General features: G+C 61.7%; 18 protein-coding genes. 11 read left to right on the forward strand and 7 right to left on the reverse strand.

What is annotated here, in order from left to right:
- Positions 1-50: 50 nt before the first annotated feature.
- Positions 51-2,093: a S9 family peptidase gene (locus tag ATH90_RS07680; RefSeq protein ID WP_034102521.1), complete on the reverse strand. Its 2,043-nt coding sequence runs from the start codon at positions 2,091-2,093 to the stop codon at positions 51-53.
- A 24-nt stretch (positions 2,094-2,117) separates the two neighbouring features.
- Here ATH90_RS07680 and ATH90_RS07685 point away from each other — a divergent pair, with 24 nt between their 5' ends.
- Genes ATH90_RS07685 through ATH90_RS07695 form a run of 3 tightly spaced genes read left to right on the forward strand, consistent with a single transcriptional unit; the run spans position 2,118 to position 4,015 of the window.
- Complete coding sequence (locus ATH90_RS07685; protein ID WP_098465982.1) at positions 2,118-2,654, forward strand: MFS transporter; 537 nt, start codon at positions 2,118-2,120, stop codon at positions 2,652-2,654.
- A gap of 30 nt (positions 2,655-2,684) precedes the next feature.
- Positions 2,685-3,461, forward strand: a complete 777-nt coding sequence (locus tag ATH90_RS07690; RefSeq protein WP_034102523.1) for a class II glutamine amidotransferase — start codon at positions 2,685-2,687, stop codon at positions 3,459-3,461.
- Positions 3,462-3,472: 11 nt separating this feature from the next.
- Positions 3,473-4,015, forward strand: coding sequence for a DUF2937 family protein (locus tag ATH90_RS07695; protein ID WP_032888750.1), 543 nt, complete (start codon positions 3,473-3,475; stop codon positions 4,013-4,015).
- Positions 4,016-4,136: 121 nt separating this feature from the next.
- Here the strand turns inward: ATH90_RS07695 and ATH90_RS07700 are convergent, their stop codons facing one another.
- Positions 4,137-5,048, reverse strand: a complete 912-nt coding sequence (locus ATH90_RS07700; RefSeq protein WP_034102524.1) for a LysR family transcriptional regulator — start codon at positions 5,046-5,048, stop codon at positions 4,137-4,139.
- Positions 5,049-5,223: 175 nt separating this feature from the next.
- Between ATH90_RS07700 and ATH90_RS07705 the strand changes: the two genes are divergently transcribed.
- The 4 genes from ATH90_RS07705 to ATH90_RS07720 all read left to right on the forward strand — a co-directional run bounded on the left by ATH90_RS07705 (position 5,224) and on the right by ATH90_RS07720 (position 8,232).
- Complete coding sequence (locus tag ATH90_RS07705; RefSeq protein ID WP_034102525.1) at positions 5,224-5,964, forward strand: 5-oxoprolinase subunit PxpA; 741 nt, start codon at positions 5,224-5,226, stop codon at positions 5,962-5,964.
- Positions 5,961-6,665 (forward strand): 5-oxoprolinase subunit B family protein, encoded by a 705-nt coding sequence (locus ATH90_RS07710; RefSeq protein WP_098465983.1) that lies wholly within the window; start codon positions 5,961-5,963, stop codon positions 6,663-6,665. Before ATH90_RS07705 ends, ATH90_RS07710 begins: the two co-directional genes overlap by 4 nt.
- A complete protein-coding gene (locus ATH90_RS07715; RefSeq protein ID WP_069022364.1) occupies positions 6,662-7,570 on the forward strand; it encodes a 5-oxoprolinase subunit C family protein in 909 nt (302 codons plus the stop codon). The genes ATH90_RS07710 and ATH90_RS07715 overlap by 4 nt, the downstream gene beginning before the upstream one ends.
- Before the next feature lie 83 nt (positions 7,571-7,653).
- Entirely contained in the window at positions 7,654-8,232 is a 579-nt protein-coding gene (locus tag ATH90_RS07720; RefSeq protein ID WP_141537465.1) for a hypothetical protein, read from the forward strand.
- Between the two features lie 41 nt (positions 8,233-8,273).
- Here ATH90_RS07720 and ATH90_RS07725 read toward each other — a convergent pair whose 3' ends face one another.
- The 3 genes from ATH90_RS07725 to ATH90_RS07735 all read right to left on the reverse strand — a co-directional run bounded on the left by ATH90_RS07725 (position 8,274) and on the right by ATH90_RS07735 (position 11,473).
- Positions 8,274-9,452 carry a vWA domain-containing protein gene (locus ATH90_RS07725; protein ID WP_098465985.1) on the reverse strand — a complete coding sequence of 393 codons (1,179 nt, stop codon included), beginning with the start codon at positions 9,450-9,452 and terminating at the stop codon, positions 8,274-8,276.
- Complete coding sequence (locus tag ATH90_RS07730; protein ID WP_003210690.1) at positions 9,452-10,297, reverse strand: AAA family ATPase; 846 nt, start codon at positions 10,295-10,297, stop codon at positions 9,452-9,454. Before ATH90_RS07730 ends, ATH90_RS07725 begins: the two co-directional genes overlap by 1 nt.
- 99 nt (positions 10,298-10,396) lie before the next feature.
- Complete coding sequence (locus tag ATH90_RS07735; protein ID WP_098465986.1) at positions 10,397-11,473, reverse strand: DUF748 domain-containing protein; 1,077 nt, start codon at positions 11,471-11,473, stop codon at positions 10,397-10,399.
- Between the two features lie 125 nt (positions 11,474-11,598).
- On the opposite strand from ATH90_RS07735, the gene cysK reads away from it, so the two are divergent.
- Together cysK and ATH90_RS07745 are read left to right on the forward strand one after the other, a co-directional pair.
- Entirely contained in the window at positions 11,599-12,573 is a 975-nt protein-coding gene (gene cysK / locus ATH90_RS07740) for a cysteine synthase A (RefSeq protein WP_034102531.1), read from the forward strand.
- A 109-nt stretch (positions 12,574-12,682) separates the two neighbouring features.
- Complete coding sequence (locus ATH90_RS07745) at positions 12,683-13,621, forward strand: aspartyl/asparaginyl beta-hydroxylase domain-containing protein (RefSeq protein WP_034102532.1); 939 nt, start codon at positions 12,683-12,685, stop codon at positions 13,619-13,621.
- 64 nt (positions 13,622-13,685) lie between these two features.
- On the opposite strand, the gene acnA is transcribed toward ATH90_RS07745, so the two are convergent.
- Entirely contained in the window at positions 13,686-16,427 is a 2,742-nt protein-coding gene (acnA, locus tag ATH90_RS07750; RefSeq protein ID WP_098465987.1) for an aconitate hydratase AcnA, read from the reverse strand.
- Positions 16,428-16,618: 191 nt separating this feature from the next.
- Here acnA and rlmM point away from each other — a divergent pair, with 191 nt between their 5' ends.
- Complete coding sequence (rlmM, locus tag ATH90_RS07755; protein WP_034102534.1) at positions 16,619-17,695, forward strand: 23S rRNA (cytidine(2498)-2'-O)-methyltransferase RlmM; 1,077 nt, start codon at positions 16,619-16,621, stop codon at positions 17,693-17,695.
- Between the two features lie 142 nt (positions 17,696-17,837).
- Positions 17,838-18,089, forward strand: a complete 252-nt coding sequence (gene tusA / locus ATH90_RS07760) for a sulfurtransferase TusA (RefSeq protein ID WP_034102535.1) — start codon at positions 17,838-17,840, stop codon at positions 18,087-18,089.
- 22 nt (positions 18,090-18,111) lie between these two features.
- On the opposite strand, the gene ATH90_RS07765 is transcribed toward tusA, so the two are convergent.
- A complete protein-coding gene (locus ATH90_RS07765) occupies positions 18,112-19,491 on the reverse strand; it encodes an MATE family efflux transporter (protein WP_098465988.1) in 1,380 nt (459 codons plus the stop codon).
- Between the last annotated feature and the right edge of the window lie 134 nt (positions 19,492-19,625).

Raw genomic sequence — 19,625 nt, forward strand, 5'->3', positions numbered from 1 at the left:
AATCAGGTAGGGCGGTCCTGTGTTCAGACAGGACCGCCCGGCGAAGTTCCTTAAACCAGCCCCAGCGCCTTGAACACGAACCCATATTCGAGCGCTACGTCACGTAATCCCTGGTAACGGCCGCTCATGCCGCCATGGCCGGCGCCCAGTTCGGTCTTGAGCAACAGCAGGTTGTCGTCCGTCTTGGTGTCACGCAACTTGGCCACCCACTTGGCCGCTTCCCAGTACTGCACACGGCTGTCGTTGTAGCCGGCGATCACCAGCATGTGCGGGTAGGCCTGGGCGCTGACGTTCTCGTACGGTGCGTAGGCCTTGATGCGCTCGTACACCTGCGGCTCCTGCGGGTTGCCCCATTCGTCGTACTCAGTGATGGTCAGCGGCAGTTCCGGGTCGAGCATGGTGTTGAGTACGTCGACAAACGGTACTTCGGCAATCGCTGCCTGGAACAGCGCTGGGCGCTGGTTGAGCACTGCTCCGATCAACAGGCCGCCGGCACTGCCGCCGCTGATGGCCAGTTGCTTGGAGGTGGTCAGACCCTGGGCGATCAGGTGCTCGGCGCAGGCGATGAAGTCGCTGAAGGTGTTCTGCTTGTGTTCCTGCTTGCCAGCGCGGTACCAGGCTTCGCCCAGTTCTCCGCCGCCGCGCACATGCGCAATGGCGAACGCCACGCCGCGGTCCAGCAGGCTCAGGCGTGCATGGGAAAACCACGGGTCGAGGCTCGCGCCGTAGGCACCGTAGCCGTACAGGTACAGCGGCACCGGTTTGCCGAGCTGGTCGCGCTTGACCACCAGGCTGATCGGCACCTGGGTGCCATCCGCCGAGGTGGCCCACAGTCGCTGGCTCACATAGTCATCGGCGTTGAACACGCCGAGCACCGGGGTTTCCTTGAGCACCTGTTGCGCGCCACTGGCCAGTTCCAGCTGGCGGACCTGGGCCGGGCGGTTCAGGGCCTCGTAGCGCAGGCGAATCCTGTCGCTGACGAACTCCAGGCTGTTTTGTACGTACAGGCTGTAGGCGGCGTCAGGCAATTCCACGCGATAGGCCGGCAGGCCTTCCGGGTGTACCTCGATCACCGGCAGGCCACCGATGCGCAGGCTCAGGGTCATGGCGCTGGCATTGAGGCTGACGCCGTCGAGCATCACCTCGTCGCTGTGGGGGATCAGGTTCTGCCACTCACCCTCGGTGGGTACGTCGCCAATGTCGGTCGCCACGAACAGTGCGTAGTTGATGCCATCACGGTTGCTGCGGATAAACCAGGTCCACGCGCCGTTCAACTGGCCATGGTCGACATCGTATTCATGGTCCTCGACCCGTGGCGCCAGGCAGGTGAAGTCCAGGTGCGGTTGGTTGGCATCCAGCGCCCAGATCTCGCTGGTGGTCTTGCTGCCAAGCGACAGCAGCAACTGGCGCTCGGAGCTGGAGCGGTAGCAATGCAGGAAGAAGCGCCCGTCGGGCTCGTGGAACACTTCCTGCGCCGCCGTGCCATCCAGGCGATAGCGATACAGTTTGTGCGGGCGATGGGTGTCGTCCAGTTCGCCGAAGAACAGGGTCAGGCTGTCATTGGCCCAGGTCATGCTGCCGTCGCAGTCCTGGAATTCCAGTTCGCTGACCTTGCCGGTGGCCAGTTCCTTCACGTACAGGGTGTAGACCTCTTCACCGCTGGTATCGAGGCTGTAGGCCAGGCGCTGGTGGTCGGGGCTGATGCTGAACGCGCCGAGGGAGAAAAAACCGCCATTGGCCAGCACATTGGGGTCGAGCAGCAACTCTTCGCTGCTGTCATCCACCTGGTTGCTGTCGTCGGCCGGGCGGCGGCAGCGGTAGTGGCGGGCGTACTCGTCACCGGCGGTGGTGCGGGTGTAGTAGAGATACGGCCCCCACGGCGAGGGCAGGGACAGATCGGTTTCGAGAATGCGGCCCTTGATCTCCTCGAACAGGGTTTCGCGCAGCGCCGCCTGGTCGGCGAGCTGGGCTTCCTGCCAGGCGTTTTCGGCCTTGAGGTAATCGAGCACCTCAGCGCTGTCACGCGCTTGCAGCCAGGCATACGGATCCTGGCCTGGGGCCTTGCGGGCAATCGGGGTGGTCGATATAGGCATGGATTATTCTCTATCTGGCGGACGGTGGCAGGCATTGCAGCCGCGACACGCAAAAGCCGTTATCATAGCCGTCTGTTTGCCAACCTTGCCATGGACACCATGACCGAGAACGACTATCTGATCGCTTGGGGCCTTTACGCCTTCGCTGCCTTGGGCTGCCTGTTGGTGTGGTGGCGCATGACCCGCTGGATCTGGCGCTGGCTGCGCGAGCCGCTGCAATTGCTGATGGCGGTGCTGCTGTTCAGCCCGACCATCGTCGACCCGGTCAAGACCCAGTTCGCGCCCGCCGTGGCCATCACCGCCCTGGACCTGGTGCTCAAGGTCGGCAATAACGCCTGGCGGGCCATTTCCGACCTGTTCATGTACACCATGATCGCCTTTGGTGTGTACATCGTGTTTGTGTTGATCCGCTGGCCCATCGAGCGTGCCGCCAATGCCCGTCGTGAGCGCAAGGCTGCCGCCGATGCCGCCTTGGCCGCGGAGCCGGATGAAGATGAAGAAGACGTGCCTTTTCGCCGTCCTGCCCCCGTGAGCGGTATGCGCGTAGAACCGCGCCTTTAACGTCGTCCGCCCTGCAGCGAGAGCCCTGGCATGTGTGAATTATTGGGCATGAGTGCCAACGTCCCCACCGACATCGTGTTCAGCTTTACCGGGCTGATGCAGCGCGGCGGGCGTACCGGCCCCCACCGTGACGGTTGGGGCATTGCGTTCTACGAGGGCCGTGGCCTGCGCCTGTTCCAGGACCCGGCCGCCAGCAGCGAATCGGAAGTCGCGCTCCTCGTGCAGCGTTACCCGATCAAAAGTGAAGTGGTGATTGGCCATATCCGCCAGGCCAATGTCGGCAAGGTCAGCCTGGCCAACACTCACCCGTTCGTGCGCGAACTGTGGGGCCGCAATTGGTGCTTCGCGCACAATGGCCAATTGGCGGACTTCAACCCTCGCGCCACCTTCTACCGCCCGGTGGGCGACACCGACAGCGAAGCAGCCTTCTGCGATCTGCTCAACCGCGTGCGCGAGGCCTTTCCTGAGCCGGTCGACCTTGAACAGGTGCTGCCGGACCTGATCGCCGCCTGCTCCGAATACCGCAGCAAAGGCGTGTTCAACTGCCTGCTCAGCGATGGCGACTGGTTGTTCTGCTACTGCTCGACCAAATTGGCGCAAATTACCCGGCGCGCACCGTTTGGCCCGGCGCGCTTGAAAGATGTCGACGTGATCGTCGATTTTCAGGCCGAAACCACGCCCAATGATGTGGTGACGGTGATTGCCACCGAGCCTTTGACCGACAACGAAAACTGGACCCGCTACGAACCGGGCCAATGGAGCCTGTGGCGACGCGGTGAATGCGTCAGCCAGGGCGTTACCGAGTAAGGATATCGACCATGTTGCTCAGTTATCTGCGGTTGGTGCTGTTTGCCATTGGCCTGTTGGTTGGCGTGCAAGTGCCAGGGTTCATCAACGACTATGCCAAGCGCGTCGAGGCCCACCTGATCGAGGCCCAGACCGGCCTCAGCGGGTTTGAAACCACCGCACGGCAGTTCTTCAACGGCGACTTGAAGGCGTTGGTGGCGCATTACCGCGCCAGTGATGACCCGGTGTTCCAGAGCGATGCCAACAGCCTGGGCGCCATGCTGGATCGCCAGGTGGCGCTGGACAAGCAATTCCAGGCCATGCAAGGCCCGTGGTATATCCGCGCCCTGCAAGTGGCGGTGGCGGCAGATCCGGATATCCGCCAGGAAACCTGGAATGGCTACAGCTACCAGATCCTGCTGACGCCCGAGGCGATGGGCTGGGGGTTGGGTGGGGCGATGCTGTTGTCGTTTGGCCTGGAATGTCTCTTCCGCCTGATCGACTGGGTGGTATTGGGCGGCAAGCGCCTGCGCCAGAGCCGGCCGATCGAAGAGCGAGACCTGAAGGGCCTCTAACGGTTACCGCACGTCCAAAGGGTGGAAGCGGGCATGTTCGCGAATGCGCGGTGTCAGTCAGCAATGTTTCAACTGACCCACCGCTTTCGCGGGCTAGCCCGCTCCCACAGTGTTGACTGGGTCAGGCCAGGATCATGCGCTCTGCGCCAACCTCCTCGGCATACCGCGCCACCACCTTCTGGCACAGCCCCACGATCTCCTCCACCAGCTCCACCCCCACGCGCCACGACACCACCACCTGCAAATTCGGCAGTTTCTGGGCCATCGGCAGCATCACCAGCTCCCCGCGCGTCAGTTCTTCGCTGACCAACACCGGCGGCAGCGCGCCAATCCCGAAGCCATCGCGCAGCAGGCGGGTAATCGCCGACACTGAATTCACGCAGTTCATCCGTGGTGCGGCCACGCCGTTGGCTTGCATCAGGCTGATGACGTCCTGGTGCGGGTGAGAGTTTTTCGAGTAGGTGATGATGCGCTCCTGGGCCAGTTCGGCGAGGGAGGCATAGTCGCGGTTGTAGATCGACTGGCTGGCGACGATCCAGGCCATGGGGTGGCTGGCCAGTTCCAGGCTACGCACGGTTTCCAGGCGCAGCAGGTCGGTTTGCAGGATCAGGTCGAGGAAACCTTTTTGCAGCTGATCGCTGAGGTTCAGTGCGGTATCGGCGACCAATTCGATTTCTACCAGGGGGAAGTGGTCCATCAGTTCCGCGACCAGGGGGCTGAGCCAGGTGTGGATCACTGTGTCCATGGCGCCGATCCGGATGCGCCCGACCTTGCTGCTGGTGGTCTCCAGGGACTGCTTCAAGCCCTGCATGGTCACCATCATCTGCTCCGCATAGTCGAGCACCTTCAAGCCTTCCGGGGTCAGGCTCACGCCACGCGAATCGCGCAGAAACAACTTCACCCCCAGCTCGCTTTCCAGCACCGCGATGCGGCTTGAGATCGACGCCTGGGTGGTGAACAACTTCTCGGCGGTCAGGCGGAAACTCTTGAGCTTGGCCACCCAGACGAAGGTTTCAAGGAACTTCAAATTCATGGGATCAACTTTTTCTTATGCATGGATCGGTTTTTATTAGTTGGACGCCGCACCGGGCCAGCGCCAAAAATCGAGTCATTCCACGATAAGCGCCGTTGGGGTCTCAGGACAAGTTGCGAGTTCTGTGTGAAAAATCCCAAACTACAAAAAATAAAGCCTACAGGAGCGACAGTCCGTGAGCCGTCTTTTACTCAATTGCGATATTGGCGAAAGCTTTGGTAACTGGACCATGGGTCTGGACGCCGAGGTCATGCCGTTCATTGATTGCGCCAACGTGGCCTGTGGCTTTCATGCCGGCGACCCGAGCATCATGCGCAAGACCGTCAGCCTGGCGCTCAAGCATGGCGTGCAAGTTGGCGCACACCCGGCATACCAGGACCTGCAAGGCTTCGGTCGTCGCTCCATGGCCTACACCCCCCAGGAAATCCAGGACCTGTTGCACTACCAGGTCGGTGCCCTCGACGGTATCTGCCGGGCCCAAGGCGGGCGCGTCAGCTATGTGAAGCCCCACGGTGCGATGTACAACGACATGATGGCCAACCCCGCGCAGTTGCGTGCGGTGATCCAGGCCGTGGCGGCCTACGGCGAACTGCCGTTGATGCTGCTCGCCACCCGCGACAACAGCGCCGCCCAGGCCTTGGGCGACGAGTACGGCGTCACCCTGTGGTTTGAAGCCTTCGCCGACCGCGCCTACGACAACAAGGGGCACTTGGTCTCCCGCCAGTTACCCGGTGCCGTGCATCACGACTCCGACACCATCGTGCAGCAAGCCCTGACCCTTTCCCGGGGGGAAGCGCTGATCGCCAGCGATGGCAGCCCGCTGGTCCTGCAGGCCAATACCCTGTGCGTGCATGGCGACAACGCCAGCTCGGTCGCGGCCGTGCAGCGCATACGCGAGGCGTTGAAGCCGGTATGAAGCCACGCATTGAAGTGGTGGCCATCGACTGCCTGATGGTCCGTCTGTTCGACGTGATCGCCGAAGCCAACATGCCGTGGATGCTGGCCGCGACCCAGCGCCTGCGCAGCGGCTTTGGTGCGGCACTGGTGGACCTGGTGCCGTCCTACACCACCTTGATGGTGCATTACGACCTGACTGCAGTGAACCCGGCCCAGGCGCGGGAATTGATCGACCTGGCCCTCACCGACCTGCAGCCACAGGCTCAGGGCAGTGGCCAGTGCCATGTGCTGCCGGTGTGGTACGACCTGAGCGTCGGCCCGGAATTGACCTTGCTGAGCCAGCGCAGTGGCCTGGCGATCGACGACGTGATTCGCCGCCACAGTGCCCACGAATACCAGGTGTTCGCCCTCGGCTTCGCCCCCGGTTTTGCCTTTATGGGCCTGGTGGATGAAAGCCTCGCCACCCCGCGCCTCAACACCCCACGCAAACGCGTGGCGGCTGGCAGTGTCGGCATCGCCGAACGGCAGACTGCCGCTTACCCGGTGGTGTCGCCGGGCGGCTGGAACCTGATCGGCCGCACGCCGGCCAAACTCTTCGACCGCGAGCGTGACGGCTACAGCCTGATGCAACCGGGCGACACGGTGCGCTTTGAAGCGGTCGAGCGTGCTGAATTCATCAAACTGGGTGGCGATGACACGCCGTTGGAGGCGCAGGCATGAGCCGCTTGATCATCGAGGCCAGCACGCCGCTGTGCCTGTTGCAGGACGCCGGCCGCGTTGGCGTGCGCCACCTGGGCGTGACCCAGGGCGGGGCGCTGGATTGGGTATCGATGTCCTGGGCCAACTGGCTGCTGGGCAATGCACTGGATGCCCCGGTGGTGGAAATCACCCTGGGCGGTTTCACCGTGCAGGCCGAGGAGTATTGCCTGCTGGCCCTGGCCGGTGCCGACCTGGGGGCCTTTATCGACGAGCGCGCCATCAGCCCCGGTCGCAGTTTTATCCTGCAAAAGGGCCAGCGCTTGCGTTTCACCCAGCCGTTCAGCGGTGCGCGTGCCTACCTGGCGGCGCCGGGTGGGTTTGATGCGCCGGAGGTGCTCGGCAGTTGCGCCACTGTTGTGCGTGAGGCGCTGGGCGGGGTGGACGGTTTCGGCAAGGCACTGGCCGAAGGAGGGTGCCTCGCTTATTCCGGTACGGGCGGGGCGATGAAGGTACTGAGTGAGCCCCATTTGCACACCGGGGCAGCACTGGATGTCATCCTCGGCGCACAGATCGGCCAGTTCAGCGGCCAAAGCCTGTTCGATGCCTTCAACAGCGATTGGGCCCTGGACAGCCGCGCCGACCGCATGGGCATGCGCTTGCTCGGCACGCCCTTGCACTATCAAGGGCCTTCGCTGATTTCCGAAGGGATTCCGCTGGGGGCGATCCAGGTGCCGCCGGATGGGCAGCCGATTGTGTTGCTCAATGATCGGCAGACCATCGGCGGCTATCCACGCCTGGGGGCACTGACACCGTTGTCACTGGCGCGGCTGGCGCAGTGTTTGCCGGGTGAGAAGGTCCGGTTGGCGCCGGTGGTGCAAGAGACCGCGCACCAGCAGCACGTCGACTTTTTGCGTCGCTTCATTTAACTGCTGAGGCAGTACGCAATGACAATACGAGATATGTCCTACGGGGTTTGAGTCCTCCGTCGTATTGGTCCACAAAGACGCACATGGAAGTCTTGGTCGTTCATTCACCATCAGGACTCACCATGCGCTACATGAAGATCTACGCACAGGACATACTCGATAACGATGTGCCCGACGTGGTCACGCTGGAATTTCACGACGATACGCGCGCCCCGTCGCTCGTGCATCAAGCCACGACGTTCGATATCACGGATGATGGCAAGCTGGACTGGGTGATCGCCGATGATGTGAACCAGGACGGCATCATCGACGCGGTCGACCGTGCACAGGCCATCGAGTTGGCCCAGCTGTTTCTCGCGTTCAATTGGTTCAGCCTTGACGAACCCTTCGACAAATACCTGAAAGTGTTTGCCCGGGACTTTGATGGTAACGGCGTGCCTGACACGGTGCGCCTGCATTTTCATCAAGGCGAAGGCGAGCCCACCGATGAAAGCATTGCCTACACGGCGGCGGTCTATGCCGATGGCAATGGGCTTGGTGGGGTTTCGATCAATCAAGACGTCAACAATGACCAAAAGGTCGACGGAAAGGACGCCGAGCTGGTCAAACAGTTTGCCGCGCTGTTCCTGAAGTTCGGTTGGGTCGACGCCCAGCACGGCTGAGCACACGCCTGTAGCCGCTGCCCGCGGCTACAGGTTGCAGGCTACTTCGACAGAAACCGCATGCCTTCTTCCAGGCCACGCAATGTCAGCGGATACATCTGATCCTCCACCAACTCCCGCACGATTCCCGTCGACGCCGTATACCCCCAGGTGTCCTTCGGGTACGGGTTAATCCAGATCAGCTTCTTGTACTTGGCCATGAAACGCTGCATCCACACATACCCCGGCTCCTCGTTCCAGTGCTCGACGCTGCCGCCAGCCTGGGTGATCTCATAGGGCGCCATCGATGCGTCGCCGATAAAGATCACTTTGTAGTCGGCGCCGTATTTGTGCAGCAGATCCTGGGTGGACGTGCGTTCGGATGTGCGGCGCTGGTTGTTTTTCCACACCGATTCGTACACGAAGTTGTGGAAGTAGAAGTACTCCAGGTGCTTGAACTCGGTCTTGCACGCGGAGAACAGTTCTTCGCAGATCTTCACATGGGCGTCCATCGAGCCGCCGATATCGAACAACAGCAGCAACTTGATGGTGTTGCGCCGCTCTGGGCGCATCTGGATATTCAGCAAGCCGGCATCACGGGCGGTGTGGTCGATAGTGCCATCGATATCCAGCTCTTCCGCCGCGCCCTGGCGCGCGAACTTGCGCAAGCGACGCAAGGCGATCTTGATATTGCGCGTGCCCAGTTCTACCTGGTCGTCAAGGTTCTTGTACTCGCGCTGGTCCCACACCTTCACCGCCTTGCCCTGGCGTTTGCCGGCGTCGCCGACGCGAATGCCTTCGGGGTTGTAACCGCCGGAGCCAAACGGGCTGGTCCCGCCGGTGCCGATCCACTTGTTGCCGCCGGCGTGGCGTTCCTTCTGTTCTTCCAGGCGTTTCTTGAAGGCTTCGATGAGCGCGTCCAGGCCACCCAAGGACTGGATCTGCGCACGTTCTTCGTCGGTCAGCGAGCGTTCGAACTCCTTGCGCAGCCAATCCTCGGGAATCAGCGCCTGCAGGTGGTCGTCGAGCTTTTCCAGGCCGTTGAAATAGGCGCCGAAGGCCCGGTCGAACTTGTCGTAATGCCGCTCGTCCTTCACCAGGATCGCCCTGGCCAAGTAGTAGAACTCGTCCATGTCGGCGAAGGTCACGCGCTGTTTCAGCGCGTTGATCAGGTCGAGCAGCTCACGCACCGACACGGGCACCTTGGCTGCACGCATTTCATTGAACAGGTTGAGCAGCATCAGCGATTACCGCGACGGCTCATGAACGCCAGACGCTCCAGCAATTGCACGTCCTGCTCGTTCTTGACCAAGGCTCCGGCCAAAGGCGGGATGGCCTTGGTCGGGTCGCGCTCGCGCAGGACGGCCTCGCCGATGTTGTCGGCCATCAGCAACTTGAGCCAGTCGACCAGTTCGGAGGTGGACGGCTTTTTCTTCAGCCCTGGCACTTTGCGCACGTCGAAGAACACGTCCAGGGCTTCGCTGACCAGGTCTTTCTTGATGTCGGGGTAGTGCACATCCACGATCTTTTGCAGGGTGGTGCGGTCGGGGAAGGCGATGTAGTGGAAGAAGCAGCGGCGCAGGAACGCGTCCGGCAGTTCTTTTTCGTTGTTGGAGGTAATGATGATGATCGGGCGCTTCTTCGCCTTGATGGTCTCGTCGATTTCGTAGACGTAGAACTCCATCTTGTCGAGTTCCTGCAGCAAGTCGTTGGGGAACTCGATGTCGGCCTTGTCGATTTCATCGATCAGCAGGATCACCCGCTCCTCGGACTCGAAGGCTTCCCAGAGCTTGCCCTTTTTCAGGTAGTTGCGCACATCGTGCACCTTGTCCACGCCCAGCTGCGAGTCGCGCAGGCGGCTGACCGCGTCGTACTCGTACAGGCCCTGGTGGGCCTTGGTGGTGGACTTGATGTGCCAAGTGATCAGCTTGGCGCCAAAGGATTCGGCCAATTGTTCGGCGAGCATGGTCTTGCCGGTGCCGGGCTCGCCCTTGACCAGCAATGGCCGTTCCAGGGTAATGGCAGCGTTGACGGCCAGTTTCAGGTCGTCGGTGGCAACGTAGGCCTGGGTGCCTTCGAACTTCATGGGTATTTCCTCGAATTCATCAATGCCGGGACTATACCGCGCAGCCCCGGCGACTGTGAACGCAGGCGGGCTATTCAGTCTCTGAATGACCGGTCACCTTCAGTCCGCCGAGGGCTTGGGTTGTTCATAGCGCGCGTTGAACGCCTGGATGAAACCGTTGCGCAATATCGATATAAACGCCGAGAACGCGCTGACATTTTGCTGGTGCACACTACCGCTGAGTTCCACGCGCGTGGCGAACTGGTTCTTGCTCTGGTTTTTCAGCACGGTCTCACTGGTGCCGACCACCGCCTCCCAGATCGAGCGGAAGATGTTCTTGTCTTTGTTTTCCACATCCTGTTTCCAATCAAAGACCTCCACATCGCGTAGCAGCGGCTTGATGTAGCCGGTCAACTGGCCTTTTTCCGCCTGGGCCTCGATCACCACATCGCCGGTGCCGGCCTTGAAGTCGAATTTGCCGTAGGCCGAGGCAAAGTCATTCATGCGCTTGAGCTGCAGATCCTTGGCGCGGAAACGGAATTCGAAGTTTTCGAAATTGCTCAGCGGGTCGAAGGTGGCGGTGGCTTCCAGCGGCGCCTGGCCCTGGAGCAACGCCTTGCCGTCGAAGCGCGCGTCGCGCTTGCCTTCAACGTCCACCACATTGGTCAGGTTGTAAAAGCTGGCGTTGACCGAGCTGGCATTGATGTTGACGGGGGGCTTGGAGTTGAAGTTACGGAAGGTGATCTTGCCGTCTGCGATGCGTACTTCATCGAGGGTGATGGGCGCCAGCTTGCTCAATTGCTCGCGCCAATCGGTGCCCTTACCGGTCTGGGACGCCTGCTTGTTGGGGCCGCCGTCGACGAAGTTCACTTCAGGGTCGACAAACAGCACCTTGGCGACCACTGCATGGTCGTACCACAGCGAGTGCCAGCTCACTGCCAAGTCGATCAGCGGCGCCTTGACGAACGGTACGGGCACCTTGCCATCTACCTTGGTGATCTCCAGCCCATTGATCCTGTAGGCGCCGCGCCACAGTGCCAGGTCGACGTCGATGACGTGGCCGCGGTAATCGCCCATGTCGGCGAGTTTGTCATTCAAGTAGTTACGCACCAGATAGGGCAGGGCGACGGTCAAGGCGACCAGCACCACCACCACCCCGGCGACGGTCCATAGCGGACAGCTGTAGCGACGTTTCATTGCTCAAATCTCCATACAGGTAGGCGATTGACTACCGTCAAGCGCCCAACGTTCCTCTGACTGGACGCTTTGCAGCACGAGGCATACCCTTGGGGCCTTCCAGAAACCGAGCAATAGGACCCGTCATGAGCCGTATCTTTGCAGACAATGCGCACTCCATCGGTAATACGCCCCTGGTTCAGATCAACCGTATCGCACCGCGTGGCGTAACCATACTGGCCAAGATCGAAGGGCGTAACCCGGGCTACTCGGTGAAGTGCCGCATTGGCGCTAACATGATCTGGGACGCCGAAGGCACCGGTAAGCTCAAGCCGGGCATGACCATTGTCGAACCCACTTCCGGTAACACCGGCATCGGCCTGGCGTTCGTCGCCGCGGCCCGTGGCTACAAGTTGCTGTTGACCATGCCGGCGTCCATGAGCATCGAGCGGCGCAAGGTCCTCAAGGCGCTCGGCGCCGAGTTGGTGCTCACCGAGCCGGCCAAGGGCATGCCCGGTGCCATCGCAAAGGCGAATGAAATCGTCGCCAGCGACCCGGCTACTTACTTCATGCCGGGCCAGTTCGAAAACCCGGCCAACCCTGCGATCCATGAGAAAACCACCGGTCCGGAAATCTGGAACGACACCGATGGCGCCGTGGATGTACTGGTCGCAGGCGTGGGCACCGGTGGCACCATCACGGGCGTGTCGCGCTATATCAAGAACACCGCGGGCAAGCCGATCCTGTCGGTGGCGGTCGAGCCAATGGTGTCCCCGGTGATCACCCAAGCGTTGGCGGGCGATGAGATCAAGCCCAGCTCGCACAAGATCCAGGGGATTGGCGCCGGTTTCGTGCCCAAGAACCTGGACTTGTCGATGGTCGACCGCGTGGAGTTGGTGACCGACGACGAATCCAAGGCCATGGCCCTGCGCTTGATGCAGGAAGAGGGGATTCTGTGCGGTATCTCCTGCGGTGCGGCGATGGCTGTCGCCGTGCGCCTGGCCGAGAAGCCGGAAATGCAGGGCAAGACCATCGTGGTGATTTTGCCGGACTCCGGTGAGCGCTACTTGTCGAGCATGCTGTTCAGCGATTTGTTCACCGAGCAGGAAAACCAGGCTTGATGTATGTCAGCGCCCGAACCTTAGGCCTTCTGCATAATGGCCCAACTGTTTATCATGGCCGGCTGCTACGTCTGCTGTTGGCCAGGCGCTTATTTCCAGGAGTTGCTGCATGACCTTTTCTTTGGCCGCCAAACTGTCGGTACTGGCGTTGTTTATCGGCAGCACGCTGTACGTGCACCTGCGCGGCAAGGCGCGTTTGCCGATGTTGCGCCAGTTCGTCAACCATTCGGCGCTGTTCGCCCCCTATAACGCCTTGATGTACCTGTTTTCGGCGGTGCCGTCCAAGCCGTACCTGGACCGCAGCAAGTTCCCGGAACTGGATGTGCTCAAGGACAACTGGGAAGTGATCCGCGAAGAGGCGATGCACCTGTTCGACGAGGGGTACATCCGCGCCGCCGAAAAGAACAACGATGCCGGTTTCGGTTCGTTCTTCAAGAAGGGCTGGAAGCGTTTCTACCTCAAGTGGTACGACAAACCGCTGCCCTCGGCCGAGGCCCTGTGCCCGAAAACCGTGGCGCTGGTGAGCAGCATTCCCAACGTCAAGGGCGCGATGTTTGCGCTATTGCCAGGTGGCAGCCACCTCAACCCGCACCGCGACCCGTTTGCCGGTTCCCTGCGTTACCACTTGGGCCTGTCCACGCCGAACTCCGACGACTGCCGCATCTTCGTCGACGGCCAGGTGTACGCCTGGCGCGACGGTGAAGACGTGATGTTCGACGAGACCTACGTGCATTGGGTCAAGAATGAAACCGAGCAGACCCGAGTGATCCTGTTCTGCGACATCGAGCGACCGCTGAGCAATCGCCTGATGACCCGCGTGAACCGTTGGGTCAGCAAGCAACTGGGGCGCGCTACGGCACCGCAGAACCTGGATGACGAACGCGTTGGCGGCATCAACCAGGCATATGCCTGGAGCAAGACCTTCAGCGACAAGTTCAGCGGTGTGGTCAAGCAGTGGAAGCGCAAGCATCCGAAGGCTTATCGCATTGCGCGACCAGTGCTGGCTGTCGTGGTGCTGGTGCTGCTGTGGAAGTGGCTGTTCGGCTAGTTGGAATACGGTCGACACTGTGGGAGCGGGCAAGCCCGCTCCCACAGTTGATCGCCAGCCTTTGTCAGGAGGCGATCAACTGGCGCAGCACATAGTGCAAGATGCCCCCTGACTTGAAGTACTCCACTTCATTGAGCGTATCGATCCGGCACAGCACCTCGACCTTCTCCGTGCTGCCGTCCTCCCGCGTAATCACCAACGTCAGGTTCATGCGCGGCACGATCTCAACGTCCGTCAGCCCTAGGATATCGATCTTCTCCTTGCCGGTGAGCTTGAGCGACTTGCGGTTCTGATCCAGCTTGAACTGCAACGGCAGCACACCCATGCCCACCAGGTTGGAGCGGTGAATGCGCTCGAAACTCTCGGCGATCACCGCCTTGACGCCCAACAGGTTGGTACCCTTGGCCGCCCAGTCACGGCTGGAGCCGGTGCCATACTCCTGGCCGGCAATCACCACCAGCGGCGTGCTGGAGGCCTGGTATTTCATCGAGGCGTCGTAGATCGGCATTTTCTCGCCGGTGGGGATGTACAGCGTATTGCCGCCTTCCTCGCCGCCGAGCATCTCATTGCGGATACGGATGTTGGCAAAGGTGCCGCGCATCATCACTTCATGGTTGCCCCGGCGTGAGCCGTAGGAGTTGAAGTCCCGTGGCTCCACGCCTTGCTCGCGCAGGTAGCGGCCGGCGGGGCTGTCGGTCTTGATATTGCCGGCGGGGGAGATATGGTCGGTGGTGACCGAGTCGCCCAGCAGGGCCAGGACGTTGGCGCCCTTGACGTCTTTGATCACCGGCAACGGGCCGGCAATATCATCGAAGAACGGCGGGTGCTGGATGTAGGTGGAATCTTTCTGCCACACGTAGGTGGCCGCCTGTGGCACTTCAATCGCTTGCCATTGCTCGTCACCGGCGAATACCTCGGCGTATTCCTTGTGGAACATGCCCGTGCTGACCTGGGCCACCGCGTCGGCGATCTCTTTGCTGCTTGGCCAGATGTCCTTGAGGTATACCGGGTTGCCGTCCTGATCGTTACCCAGCGGCTCGCTGCTGATGTCGATGCGCACCGTGCCCGCCAAGGCGTAGGCCACCACCAGCGGCGGCGAAGCCAGCCAGTTGGTTTTTACCAGCGGGTGCACGCGGCCTTCGAAGTTGCGGTTACCGGACAGCACCGACGCCACGGCAAGGTCGGCTTTCTGGATGGCCTTTTCGATCGGCTCAGGCAATGGCCCGGAGTTGCCGATACAGGTGGTGCAGCCGTAGCCGACCAGGTCAAAGCCCAGTTTGTCGAGGTAGGGAGTAAGGCCCGCCGCCTTGTAATAGTCGGTCACCACTTTGGAACCCGGGGCCAACGAGGTCTTCACCCAGGGTTTGCGGGTCAGGCCTTTTTCCACGGCCTTTTTCGCCACCAGCCCGGCGGCCATCATGACGCTGGGGTTCGAGGTGTTGGTGCACGAGGTGATCGCGGCGATCACCACGGCGCCGTTTTTCAGGCGATAGGTCTGGCCGTCGTATTCATAGTCGGTTTCGCCCACCAGGTCGGCATTGCCCACGGCAACCCCACCACCGCCTTCGCTTTCCAGGCGGCCTTCTTCCTTGTTGGCGGGTTTGAATTGCAGGTCGAGAAAATCGCTGAAGGCCTGGCCGACATTCGGCAGTGCCACGCGGTCCTGTGGGCGTTTCGGCCCGGCGAGGCTGGCTTCGACCGTGCCCATGTCCAGCGCCAGGCTGTCGGTGAACACCGGTTCCTGGCCAGCGTTGCGCCACAGGCCCTGGGCCTTGGTGTAGGTCTCTACCAGCTTCACGGTTTCTGCCGGACGGCCGGACAGGCGCAGGTAGTCCAACGTCACTTCGTCCACTGGGAAAAAGCCGCAGGTGGCGCCATATTCCGGGGCCATGTTGGCGATGGTGGCGCGGTCGGCCAGCGGCAGGTCGGCGAGGCCGTCGCCGTAGAATTCGACGAACTTGCCCACTACGCCTTTCTTGCGCAGCATCTGGGTGACGGTCAGCACCAGGTCGGTGGCGGTGATGCCTTCTTTCAGTTTGCCGGTGAGCTTGAAGCCGATGACTTCCGGGATCAGCATCGACACCGGCTGGCCGAGCATCGCCGCCTCCGCCTCGATACCGCCCACGCCCCAGCCGAGTACGCCGAGGCCATTGATCATGGTGGTGTGGGAGTCGGTGCCGACAAGGGTGTCCGGGAAGGCATAGGTGCGGCCGTCTTCGTCCTTGGTCCAGACCGTGCGGCCCAGGTATTCGAGGTTGACCTGGTGGCAGATACCGGTGCCCGGTGGTACCACGCTGAAGTTGTCGAAGGCGCTCTGGCCCCAGCGCAGGAAGGCGTAGCGTTCGCCGTTGCGCTGCATCTCGATGTCCACGTTTTGCTCGAAGGCGCTGGTGGTGCCGAACTTGTCGACCATCACCGAGTGGTCGATCACCAGGTCGACGGGGGAGAGTGGGTTGATGCGCTGCGGGTCGCCCCCGGCCTTGGCCACGGCGGCGCGCATGGCGGCCAGGTCGACCACGGCGGGTACGCCGGTAAAGTCTTGCATCAATACCCGGGCCGGGCGGTACTGGATCTCGCGGTCCGACTGGCGCTCTTTGAGCCAGGCGGCAATGGCCTTGAGGTCGGCGCCGGTGACGGTCTTGTCGTCTTCCCAGCGCAGCAGGTTTTCCAGCAACACCTTGAGGGACATCGGCAGTTTATCCAGGTCGCCCAGGCTCTTGGCGGCTTCGGGCAAGCTGAAGTAGTGATAAGTCTTGTCGTCGATCTGCAGGGTTTTAAGGGTTCTCAGGCTATCAAGGGATGACATTACATGACTCCTTATGGTCCGCACGGCTACGGACCTGACGGGACGAACAGAGCTTTCAACTTAGCCCTGTTTTCATTAGCAGGCTAATAACTGGACTCTATCGTTAAGTCCAAGGTTCCGAACTCGGCTATCATGCGCGCGTTTTCATGACAGGACTTGCGCTACAGCAAGCCCAGTTGCCAGGAGATTCAATGAACACCCTTTTTATGCACTGCCGCCCGGGTTTTGAAGGCGAAGTCTGTTCCGAGATCGCGGAGCACGCCGCGCGCCTGAACGTTTCCGGCTACGCCAAGGCCAAGACCGGCAGCGCCTGCGCCGAATTCGTCTGCACCGAAGAAGACGGCGCCCAGCGCCTGATGCACGGCCAGCGCTTTGCCGAGCTGATCTTCCCGCGGCAATGGGCGCGCGGGGTATTCATCGACCTGCCGGAAACCGACCGCATCAGCGTGATTCTCGCCCATCTGCGCGAATTCCCGGTGTGCGGCAGCCTGTGGCTGGAGATGGTCGACACCAACGACGGCAAAGAACTCTCGAACTTCTGCAAGAAGTTCGAAGTGCACCTGCGCAAAGCCCTGCTCAACGCCGGCAAGCTGGTGGACGACCCGAGCAAGCCGCGGCTGCTGCTCACCTTCAAGAGTGGCCGCGAAGTGTTCATGGGCCTGGCCGAGTCGAACAACTCGGCAATGTGGCCCATGGGGATCCCGCGTCTCAAGTTCCCTCGCGAAGCCCCTAGTCGCTCGACCTTGAAGCTGGAAGAGGCCTGGCACCACTTCATCCCCCGCGACCAATGGGACGAGCGCCTGCATGGTGACATGACCGGCGTCGACCTCGGCGCGGCACCGGGCGGCTGGACCTGGCAGCTGGTCAACCGTGGCATGCTGGTGACCGCCATCGACAACGGCCCCATGGCCGAAAGCCTGATGGACACCGGCCTCGTGCAACACTTGATGGCCGACGGCTTTACCTTCGTGCCCAAGCAGCCGGTGGACTGGATGGTCTGCGACATCGTCGAGAAGCCGGCACGCAACGCCGCGCTGCTGGAAACCTGGATCGGCGAGGGGCATTGCCGCGAGGCGGTGGTGAACCTGAAATTGCCGATGAAACAGCGTTACGCCGAAGTGAAGCGGTTGCTGGAGCGTATAGAGGATGGCTTCAAGGCGCGTGGCATTCGTGTGGAGATCGGCTGCAAGCAGCTGTACCACGACCGCGAGGAAGTGACCTGCCATTTGCGCCGGTTGGAAACAGCGAAGAAACCCAAGGCCCGCTGAATCTCTGGCTGGCACCGCTCAACGGTGGGCGCTGGCTGGCGTGCGATACCGGTATAACGGTCGATATCTATGTTGAATGTGTCCGCGTCTTCGCGGGCCAGCCTGCTCCCACAGGTGAGCAGGTACGTTTTAGGAGTACATGATGAATCAGTCTGTTGATTTGCCCGTCGACGCGACATTGGACGCCACCGGCCTCAACTGCCCCGAGCCTGTGATGATGCTGCACCAGCACATCCGCGACCTGCCGCCAGGCGGTTTGCTCAAGGTGATCGCGACCGACCCGTCCACGCGCCGCGATATTCCCAAGTTTTGCGTGTTCCTGGACCACGAACTCGTGGATCAGCAGGAGCAGGCGGGCACCTACCTGTACTGGATCCGCAAAAAAGCCGACTGAACACGCCGGCTCGTACACCGGGTTATGCGCGAATGCGCCGGCGTGCACTGCGCGCCAGGCGCACCAGCAACATCCCGGCCGCACAGCTCAGGCCCACGATCAGCCCTTGCCACAAGCCGCTTGGGCCGCTGGGTTCGCCGAACCAGTGGGTCAGGCCCAAGGCATAACCCACCGGCAGGCCCACGCCCCAATACGCGAACAAGGTCAGCACCATGGTCACCCGGGTGTCCTGGTAGCCACGCAATGCGCCCGCCGCCGTTACCTGGATCGAGTCGCTGAACTGGAACAGTGCCGAGAACACGATCAGCATCGACGCCAAGTGAATGACCACTGGATCGGGGGTGTAGATCGCCGCAATCTGCTCGCGAAACACCAGCATCAGGCTGCAGGACAGGCAGGCATATGCCAGCGCAGTGCCCATGCCCACGCCCGCCGCGAAGCGCGCTTCACGCGGCTCGCCACGCCCCAGCGCCTGACCGACGCGCACGGTCACGGCCATGCTCAGGGAGTAGGGGATCATGAACACCAGCGAGCTGACGTTCAGCGCGATCTGATGGCCTGAGACCACGGTGGCGCCCAGGCTGCCGATCAGCAGCGCGATGACCGCGAAGATACTCGATTCGGCAAAGATCGCGATGCCGATGGGCAGGCCGATGCTCAATACACGCTTGATCACCGCCCATTGCGGCCAGTCGAAACGCTTGAACAACTCGCTGCTCTGGTAAGCCGGGCCCCAACGGGTCCAGACGGCCAGGCCGAGCATCATCACCCACATCGCAATGGCCGTAGCCCAGCCGCAACCGACGCCGCCCATGGCCGGCACACCCAGGTGGCCGTAGATAAAGATGTAGTTCAGCGGGATGTTCAAGGCCAGGCCACACAGGCCCATCACCATGCTTGGCCGCGTGCGGCCCAGGCCGTCACTGAAACAGCGCAGCACGTAATACAGCGCAATGGCCGGCATGCCGGCCGCGATACCGTGCAGGTAGCCCATTGAAGGCTCGATCAGGTCCGGCTCCACTTTCATCGCATGCAGGATCGGTTCGGCGCACAGCAGCAACAGTGACGCAGTGATGCCAACCACCACTGCCAGCCACAAGGATTGACGCACCAGTGGCCCGATCTCGCTGAACTGGCCGGCCCCATAGCGCTGCGCGACTTTGGGCGTGGTGGCCAGTAGCGTGCCGGTCATCAGCAGGTACACCGGGATCCAGATCGAGTTGCCCAGGCCTACGGCCGCCAGGTCCTGGGGGCTGACGCGCCCGGCCATCACCGCATCGACAAAGCTCATCGCGGTCGTCGCCAGTTGGCCGATCATGATCGGCAAGGCAAGCGTCAACAGGCCGCGCACTTCCCGGCTGATGCGGGCGGGGCGGGTGAGGGTGGCGGTGGCAGTGTTCACGTACAGGTGTCCAATAGAAGGAAGCGCAAGGACGGCGGATTCTACGCGTTGACGCATCGGTCAGGAAAAAACCTGTGTTAGCGATTTGTAAGCGAGGGCTGCGATCCCTGTACACTGCGGGTCCGCCAAAGGAG

The organism is Pseudomonas lurida (genome assembly GCF_002563895.1).
Taxonomy (GTDB): Bacteria; Pseudomonadota; Gammaproteobacteria; order Pseudomonadales; family Pseudomonadaceae; genus Aquipseudomonas; species Aquipseudomonas lurida.

Excerpts from the sequence above, each read along its gene's own strand:
- tusA (WP_034102535.1), top strand. The coding sequence starts at position 17,838 with ATGAATCAGTCTGTTGATTTGCCCGTCGACGCGACATTGGACGCCACC.
- ATH90_RS07695 (WP_032888750.1), top strand. The coding sequence starts at position 3,473 with ATGTTGCTCAGTTATCTGCGGTTGGTGCTGTTTGCCATTGGCCTGTTG.
- cysK (WP_034102531.1), top strand. The coding sequence starts at position 11,599 with ATGAGCCGTATCTTTGCAGACAATGCGCACTCCATCGGTAATACGCCC.
- ATH90_RS07745 (WP_034102532.1), top strand. The coding sequence starts at position 12,683 with ATGACCTTTTCTTTGGCCGCCAAACTGTCGGTACTGGCGTTGTTTATC.
- ATH90_RS07735 (WP_098465986.1), bottom strand. The coding sequence starts at position 11,473 with ATGAAACGTCGCTACAGCTGTCCGCTATGGACCGTCGCCGGGGTGGTG.
- ATH90_RS07730 (WP_003210690.1), bottom strand. The coding sequence starts at position 10,297 with ATGAAGTTCGAAGGCACCCAGGCCTACGTTGCCACCGACGACCTGAAA.
- ATH90_RS07720 (WP_141537465.1), top strand. The coding sequence starts at position 7,654 with ATGGAAGTCTTGGTCGTTCATTCACCATCAGGACTCACCATGCGCTAC.
- ATH90_RS07710 (WP_098465983.1), top strand. The coding sequence starts at position 5,961 with ATGAAGCCACGCATTGAAGTGGTGGCCATCGACTGCCTGATGGTCCGT.
- ATH90_RS07715 (WP_069022364.1), top strand. The coding sequence starts at position 6,662 with ATGAGCCGCTTGATCATCGAGGCCAGCACGCCGCTGTGCCTGTTGCAG.
- rlmM (WP_034102534.1), top strand. The coding sequence starts at position 16,619 with ATGAACACCCTTTTTATGCACTGCCGCCCGGGTTTTGAAGGCGAAGTC.
- ATH90_RS07700 (WP_034102524.1), bottom strand. The coding sequence starts at position 5,048 with ATGAATTTGAAGTTCCTTGAAACCTTCGTCTGGGTGGCCAAGCTCAAG.
- ATH90_RS07680 (WP_034102521.1), bottom strand. The coding sequence starts at position 2,093 with ATGCCTATATCGACCACCCCGATTGCCCGCAAGGCCCCAGGCCAGGAT.
- ATH90_RS07690 (WP_034102523.1), top strand. The coding sequence starts at position 2,685 with ATGTGTGAATTATTGGGCATGAGTGCCAACGTCCCCACCGACATCGTG.
- ATH90_RS07725 (WP_098465985.1), bottom strand. The coding sequence starts at position 9,452 with ATGCTGCTCAACCTGTTCAATGAAATGCGTGCAGCCAAGGTGCCCGTG.
- acnA (WP_098465987.1), bottom strand. The coding sequence starts at position 16,427 with ATGTCATCCCTTGATAGCCTGAGAACCCTTAAAACCCTGCAGATCGAC.